Annotated in this window: 2 protein-coding genes and 2 pseudogenes; all 4 read right to left on the reverse strand. The window is 77.8% G+C overall.

The window, feature by feature from the left end; genetic code table 11:
• On the reverse strand, positions 1-342 hold a 342-nt coding region (locus UK82_RS41160), incomplete at both ends, for a beta-ketoacyl synthase N-terminal-like domain-containing protein (RefSeq protein WP_236706627.1).
• Positions 343-376: 34 nt separating this feature from the next.
• Positions 377-648 (reverse strand): annotated as a pseudogene (locus tag UK82_RS41170) (beta-ketoacyl synthase N-terminal-like domain-containing protein); the annotation flags it as partial.
• A 1-nt stretch (position 649) separates the two neighbouring features.
• Positions 650-1,125 (reverse strand): annotated as a pseudogene (locus UK82_RS41175) (beta-ketoacyl synthase N-terminal-like domain-containing protein); the annotation flags it as partial.
• Positions 1,126-1,185: 60 nt separating this feature from the next.
• Positions 1,186-7,110 (reverse strand): SDR family NAD(P)-dependent oxidoreductase, encoded by a 5,925-nt coding sequence (locus tag UK82_RS30380; RefSeq protein ID WP_055410869.1) that lies wholly within the window; start codon positions 7,108-7,110, stop codon positions 1,186-1,188.
• Positions 7,111-7,120: the final 10 nt, after the last annotated feature.

The following is a 7,120-nucleotide window of genomic DNA, read 5'->3' on the forward strand; positions in this document are numbered from 1 at the left end:
GAGGATGGCCTGGGCTTCGATGGGGTCGCCGAGGGTGGTGCCGGTGCCGTGGGCCTCGACGGCGTCGACGTCGGCGGGGGTGAGGCCGGCGGCGGTCAGCGCCGCGCGGATGACCCGCTGCTGGGACGGCCCGTTCGGCGCCGTCAACTGGCTGGACGTTCCGTCGGAGTTCACGGCGCTGCCGCGGATCACCGCGTGGATGCGGTGGCCGAGCCGCTGGGCGTCGGACAGCCGTTCCAGCACGAGCAGGCCGACGCCTTCGGCCCAGGCGGTGCCGTCGGCGGCGGCGGCGAACGGCTTGCACCGCCCGTCCGGGGCCAGCCCGCGCTGGCGGGAGAACTCNNNGAACATGCCCGGCGNNGNCATGACGGTGACNCCGCCCGCCAGGGCCAGGGTGCATTCCCCGCCGCGCAGCGCCTGGGCGGCGAGGTGGATCGAGACCAGCGACGACGAGCAGGCGGTGTCCACCGTCACCGCCGGGCCCTCCAACCCCAGCGCGTAGGCGACCCGGCCCGACGCGACGGAGGTCGTGCTGCCGGTGAGCACGTACCCGTCGACCCGCTCGGGGGTCGGCTGGTGCAGCCGCGGGGTGTACTCCTGGGCGATCACCCCGGCGAACACCCCGGTCGCGGAGCCGCGCAGCGAGATNGGGTCGATCCCGGCCCGCTCCGCGGCCTCCCAGGCGGTCTCCAGCAGCAGGCGCTGCTGCGGGTCGGTGGCGAGGGCCTCCCGCGGGGAGATCCCGAAGAAGGCGGCGTCGAACTCCGGGGCGTCGTGGAGGAACCCGCCCGAGCGGGCATAGGTCCGCCCGGGCTGGTCGGGGTCGGCGTCGTAGAGCCCGTCGACGTCCCACCCGCGGTTCGTCGGGAACGGGCCGGTGACGTCAAGTCCCTCGTCGACGACGCGCCACAGGTCCTCCGGCGAGCTCACCCCGCCCGGGAAGCGGCAGCTCATCCCGACGATCGCGATCGGCTCGCGGCGGGCCGCCTCCTGCTCGCGTAGCTGCTGGCGGGTCTGGTGCAGATCGGCGGCGACCCGGTTGAGGTAGTCGCGGAGCTTCGCTTCGTTCGCCATGTGCGGTATCAGCCTTCTCGATGCGCGGAGTCGGGGCGGACCGGAGAGCACGTGCTGCCGGGCGCGGTGCGGGGGGCGCCGACGGCGCGCGGCCGGCGGGGGCTGGGCGGGTCAGGAAATGCCGAGCTCTCGGTCGATGAAGTCGAAGATCTCGTCGTCGGTGGCGCCGGAGATCTGCTCGGTCAGCCGGGTCGCGTCGGCCTCGTCGTCGTCCGCCGCGGTGCCGGTCGGCTGTGCGGCGGCCGGCATCGCGGCCAGCAGCGCCCGCAGCCGGGCCACCGCGTCGGCGCCCTGGGGCGTCGACGCCGCCGGGCCGGTCAGCGCCGCCTCCAGCCGGGAGATCTCGGCGTCGAGGTCGACGGGTGCGGGCCGCTCGTCCGAGGGCCGCCCGCCCAGGAGACGCCTGTCTGCAGACAGGGTGTCCCGCAGGTGGGCGGCCAGGATGGCCGGCGTCGGGTGGTCGAACAGCAGCGTTGTCGGCAGGTGCACGCCGGTCTCCCGGGCGAGCCGGTTGCGCAGCTCGATCGCGCTCAGCGAGTCGAAGGCGGACTCCAGGAAGCCGCGATCTGGCCGGATCGCCGCCGCCGAGGCGTGGCCGAGGATCTCGGCCGCGGTGGTCCGGACCAGGGTGAGCAGCGCCCGGCGCTGCTCGTCGGGGCCCTGCCCGCGCAGCCGCTCGACGAGGGCCGCCGCCCGGTCCGCCGCCGGTGTGCCCGCCGCGCCGGCCGGGGTCGCCGCACCGGCCGCGCCGGCGCCCACGGCCCCACCCGCGCCGGCGGTGGAACGCTGCGACGGCACGTGGACCAGCCCGCGCAGCAGCCCGCCGCCAGCCGGGCGGGCGGCGCCGGCCGGGTCCAGCCGCGCCGGGATCAGCAGCGGTTGCGCGCCGGCGGCCGTCCCCGCCCCGGCCGCCCCCGCTCCGTCGAGGGCCAGGTCGAACAGGGCGAGCCCCTGCGCGGTGGACATCGGCGCGATGCCGGTGCGCGCCAGCCGCGCCAGGTCGGCCGGGGCGAGCTGCCCCGCCATCCCCCCGGCCTGCGCCCAGTGGCCCCAGGCCAGCGACACGGCCGGCAGCCCCGCCGCGCGCCGGTGGTGGGCCAGGGCGTCCTCGAACGCGTTCGCCGCGGCGTAGTTGCCCTGCCCGCCGTTGCCGAGCAGCCCGGCGACCGAGGAGAACAGTACGAACGCGGCCAGGTCCAGCCCGGCGGTGGCCCGGTGCAGCAGCCAGGCCCCGTCCACCTTGGGACGCAGCACCCGGTCCAGCGTCGGGTCGTCGAGTGACGTCACCACCCCGTCGGCGAGTACCCCGGCGGTGTGCACGACGGCGGTGAGCGGATGGTCGGTCGGCACCGCCGCGACCAGCCGGCGCACATCGTCGGGGTCGGCGACATCGGCGGCGACGACCGTGGCCGTCGCACCCGCCTCGGCGAGCGCGGCCCGCACGGCCTCGGCGCCCGGGGTGGCCGGGCCGCCGCGGCTGGCCAGGAGCAGGTGCCGCACACCGTGGTGGGTGACCAGCCGGCGGGCGACGAGCGCGGCGAGCGCCCCGGTGCCGGTGATCAGCACCGTTCCCGCCGGGTCGAGCGGCGCGGGCAGCGTCAGCACCAGCTTGCCGGTGTGCCGGGCCAGGCTGAGTTGGCGCAGCGCCTGCGGCGCGTGCCGGACGTCCCAGCTTGTCGTCGGCAGTGGGCGCAGGGCCCCCCGGGTGAACAGGTCCGCGAGGTCGGCGAGCATCTCGCCGATGCGGGCCGGGTCGACCTCGAACAGGTCGAACGCCTGGTAGGAACCGCCGTCGAGGTCCGCGGCGACGGCCGCCGGGTCCCGCAGGTCGGTCTTGCCCATCTCGACGAACCGCCCGCCCGGCGCCAGCAGCCGCAGCGAGGCGTCGGTGAACGGCCCGGCCAGCGAGTTGAGCACGGCGTCGACCCCGCGGCCGCCGGTCGCGGCGCGGATGGCGTCGGCGAAGTCGAGGGTGCGCGACGAGGCGATGTGGGTGTCGTCGAGCCCCTGCCCGCGTAGCACCGGCCACTTCGCCGGGCTTGCCGTGCCGAACACCTCGACGCCCCAGTGCCGGGCGAGCTGCACCGCCGCCTGGCCCACCCCGCCGGTGGCGGCGTGCACCAGCAGCGACTCGCCGCGGCGCAGCCGGGCCAGATCGGCCAGGCCGTGGTAGGCGGTGAGGAAGGCGACGGGGACGCCGGCGGCCTGGCTGAACGACCAGCCCGGCGGGATCGCCGTCAGCAGCCGGCGGTCCGTGACCGCGAGCGGGCCGAGGGTGCCCTGGACCAGGCCCATCACCCGATCTCCGGGCGCCAGGTCCGACACCTGCGCGCCGACCTCGACCACGACGCCGGCGCCCTCCGCGCCGATGCGCGCCCCGCCGGGATACATCCCCAGGCCGATCAGCACGTCCCGGAAGTTCAGCCCGGCGGCGCGCAGCGCGAGGCGGACCTCCCCCGGCGCCAGCGGCCGGTGCGCCGCCGGCTCGGCCAGCAGGGCGAGGTTGTCCAGCGAGCCGGCGGCGGTCACGTCGAGCCGCCAGGCGTCGGTGCCGGCCGGGGGGAGCAGCGCCGGCTGCGTGCCGAGCGGGGCCAGCAGCGGCACGCGGATCTCCCCGTCGCGCACCGCGAGCTCGCTGTGCTCGGCGGGCCGCGCGGCGAGCAGGGTGAGCGCGGCGCGGACGGCCTCCCGTGAGGAGTCGCGGCCGTCGACGTCGAGCAGCGCCACCCGGTCGGGGTTCTCCGTCCGCGCGCTGCGGACGAGCCCCCAGAGGCCGGCCGCGGCGAGGTCGGCGACATCCTCCCCGGGGCCCGTCGCCACGGCCCGCTCGGTGAGGATCACGAGACGGGATCCGGTGAACCGCTCGTCGCGCAGCCAGTCCTGCAGCAGGTGCAGGGCCGCCCGGACCGTGGCGTGCGCCGCCGGGACCGGATCGGCCTCCCCGGCCGCTGCCGCGCCGGCAGGGGTTGAGCCGGCAGGGGTTGAGCCGGCTGGTGCCGACTCGACCGCGGTCGGTCGGTGGATGACCAGGGCGGGCGCCTGGCCGTCGGCGCCGATCGCCGCCCGCAGCGCGGCCAGGTCCGGCAGGAGACGCAGGTCCGCCGGCTCGGGCGGCGCCGCGGTCGGGCCGCGGTCGGGAGCCGCCAGGTCGACGGGTCGCCGCGCCCCGATCACCACCCAGCCGCCGGCGCGGTCGTCGCCGTCGCCGTCGCCGGGGGTGCGGTTCGCGTCGGCGGCAGGGTCGGCCGGGGGCACCGCCTGCCAGTCGAGCCGGAACATCGCGTCGCCCCCGCCGCGGCCGGCGACCGCCCGGCCGGCGTCGGCCAACACCTGCGCGGCCACTGGGCGCAGGGTCAGCCCGCCGATCGTCACCACCGGCTCTCCGGCCGCGTCGGCGACGGCCAGCCGCGCCGTGTCCGGGCCGGTCGGGGAGACCCGTACCCGAAGCGACGCGGCACCGCGCGCGGCGAGCGTCACGTCCTGCCAGGTGAACGGCAGTCGGATGCGGCCCGGGTCGTCGTCGGCCGACCGGTCGCCCTCGCCGGCGGCCTCGGCGCCGGGCAGCAGCCCGACGACGGCGTGCAGCGCCGCGTCCAGCAGGGCGGGATGCACCTCGAACCGATCCCGCCCACCGGCCGCGTCCGGCAGCGTGACCTCGGCGAGCACGTCGTCCCCGTGGCGCCAGGCCGCCCGCAGGCCGCGGAAGGCCGGTCCGTACTGGTATCCGCCGCCGGCCAGCCGCGGGTACAGGCCCGAGACGTCGAGCGCGACCGCGTCCGGCGGCGGCCATGCCCCGCCCCGGTCGCCCGCCGCGGCGCCCACGGCCGGTTCGGCGCTGTCCTGCGCCGTCGCCCCGTCACCCGTGGTGCCGCCGCTGTCCGCCGCGGCGCCGTCGTCCGCGCGCAGGAAGCCGGTGGCGTGTCGCTGCCACGGGCCCGGGGGGTCGGTCTGGTCGGCGACCGGACGGGCGTGGATCGTGACCGCCCGGCGCTCGACCCCCTCGGGCGCGCCGCCGCTGGCCGGATCGGCCGGATCGACCAGGACCTGGACGTCGAGCGCCCCGGATGCGGACAGGGCCAGCGGGGCGGTGAGCGCGAGCTCCTCCACCCGGCGGGCGCCGCAGTGGCGGGCCGCGGTCAGTGCGAGGTCCAGCAGCGCGGTTCCCGGCAGCAGCACCGTGTCGCGCACGGCGTGGTCACCCAGCCAGGGCAGCGCGGCCGGGTCCAGCCGGCCGGTCAGCGCCAGGCCACCGTCGGCCAGTTCGACCGCGCCGGTCAACACCGGGTGCTCCGGGCCGACCCCGCCCGTCTCGAGGCCCGGGCGGCCCGACGTCCCGGTCGGGGCGTCCAGCCAGTAGCGCTGTCGTTGGAAGGGGTAGGTGGGCAGGTCCGTGTGGCGCGGCCGGCGGCCGGTGAACGCCGCCGACCAGTCGACGGCGACCCCGTCGACGTGCAGCCGGGCCAGCGCGGTGGTGAACGAGCGGACCTCCGGGCGGTTCGCGCGCAGCAGCGCGACGACCCTCGGCGCCGGGCCGGCGGCCGCATCCGGGGTCGGCGCCGCGTCGACGACGGACTGCTCCGCGACGGACTGTTCCGCGAGGGCCTGTTCCGCCAGGGCGGAGAGCACCGCGTCCGGGCCCAGCTCCACGTAGGTGGTGACGCCCAGGTCGGCCAGCGTGCGGATCCCGTCGTGGAAGCGGACCGTCCCCCGCAGGTGGCGCACCCAGTAGTCGGGATCGGTCAGCTCGGCGTCGGTCGCTACCCGTCCCGTGACGTTCGAGATGATGGGGATCGTCGGCGGGCGCAGCGTCACCCCGGCGACGACCTCGCGGTACTCGGCGAGGACCGGGTCCAGGTGGCCGGAGTGGAACGCGTGGCTGACCCGCAGGCCGCGCACCCGGTGGCCGGCCTCGCGCCAGCGCCGCCCGATCTCCTCGACGGCGTCACGATCGCCGGAGACGACCACCGAGCGTGGCCCGTTGACCGCCGCGACGCCGATGGTCCCGGCCGCGCCGGCGAACAGCCGGCCGATCTCCTCCTCGGTGCCCTCCAACGCGGCCATCGCGCCGGTCGCGGGCACGCTCTGCATGAGCCGGCCCCGCGCGGCGACCAGCGTGGCCGCGTCCGGCAGGGACAGCACGCCGGCGAGGTGGGCGGCGGTCAGCTCGCCGACGGAGTGGCCGATGAGGTGGTCAGGCCGCAGCCCGTAGGACTCCGCCAGCCGGTACAGCGCGACCTCGAGGGCGAACAGCGCAGGCTGGGTGAAGGCGGTGGCGTCCAGCTCGTCGGCCGCCGCCGACCCGGGCTCGGCGAACATGAGCTCGCGCACGGACCGGCCGACCGCGCCGTCGAGATGCGCGGTGACCTCGTCGAGCGCGGCGGCGAAGACGTGCGACGCGGCGTACAGCTCCCGCCCCGCGCCGGCGCGCTGGCTGCCCTGCCCGGTGAACAGCAGCGCCGTGCGGCCCGCCGGCCCGGCGACGCCGGAGACGACGTGTGCCGCCGTGTCCCCGGCGGCGAGCGCCAGCAGTCCGGCGCGGTGCTGCTCCGGGCCGTCGCCGACGACGACGGCCCGGTGCGCGAGCAGGGTCCGGGTGGTGGCCAGGGCGTGGCCGACGTCCGCCGCCGAGGGGCCGCCCGGCTCCCCGGCCGAGGCGGCGACGTGCTCGGCGAGCTGCGCCGCCCGCGCCCGCAGCGCCGACTCCGAGTGCGCGGAGAGCACCCAGGGCAGTGCGTCGGGACCGGGGCCAGCGCTGGCGGTCTCGGCTGGTTCGCCGTCAGCTGGTTGGCCGTCGGTTGGTTGGCCGTCGGCCGATCCGGCGTCGGCCGGTCGCCCGTCGGCTGGTGGACCGGAGTCGGGCTCGGCGGCGTCCTCGGGGGCCTGTTCGAGGATGAGGTGGGCGTTGGTGCCGCTGATGCCGAAGGCGGAGACGGCGGCGCGCCGGGGTCGGTCGGGGGTGGTGGGCCAGTCGGCGGGTTCGGTGAGCAGGGTGACGGTGCCGGGGGACCAGTCGACGTGGGGGGTGGGCGCGTCCACGTGCAGCGTC

Source organism: Frankia sp. ACN1ag (assembly GCF_001414035.1).
Classification (GTDB): domain Bacteria; phylum Actinomycetota; class Actinomycetes; order Frankiales; family Frankiaceae; genus Frankia; species Frankia torreyi.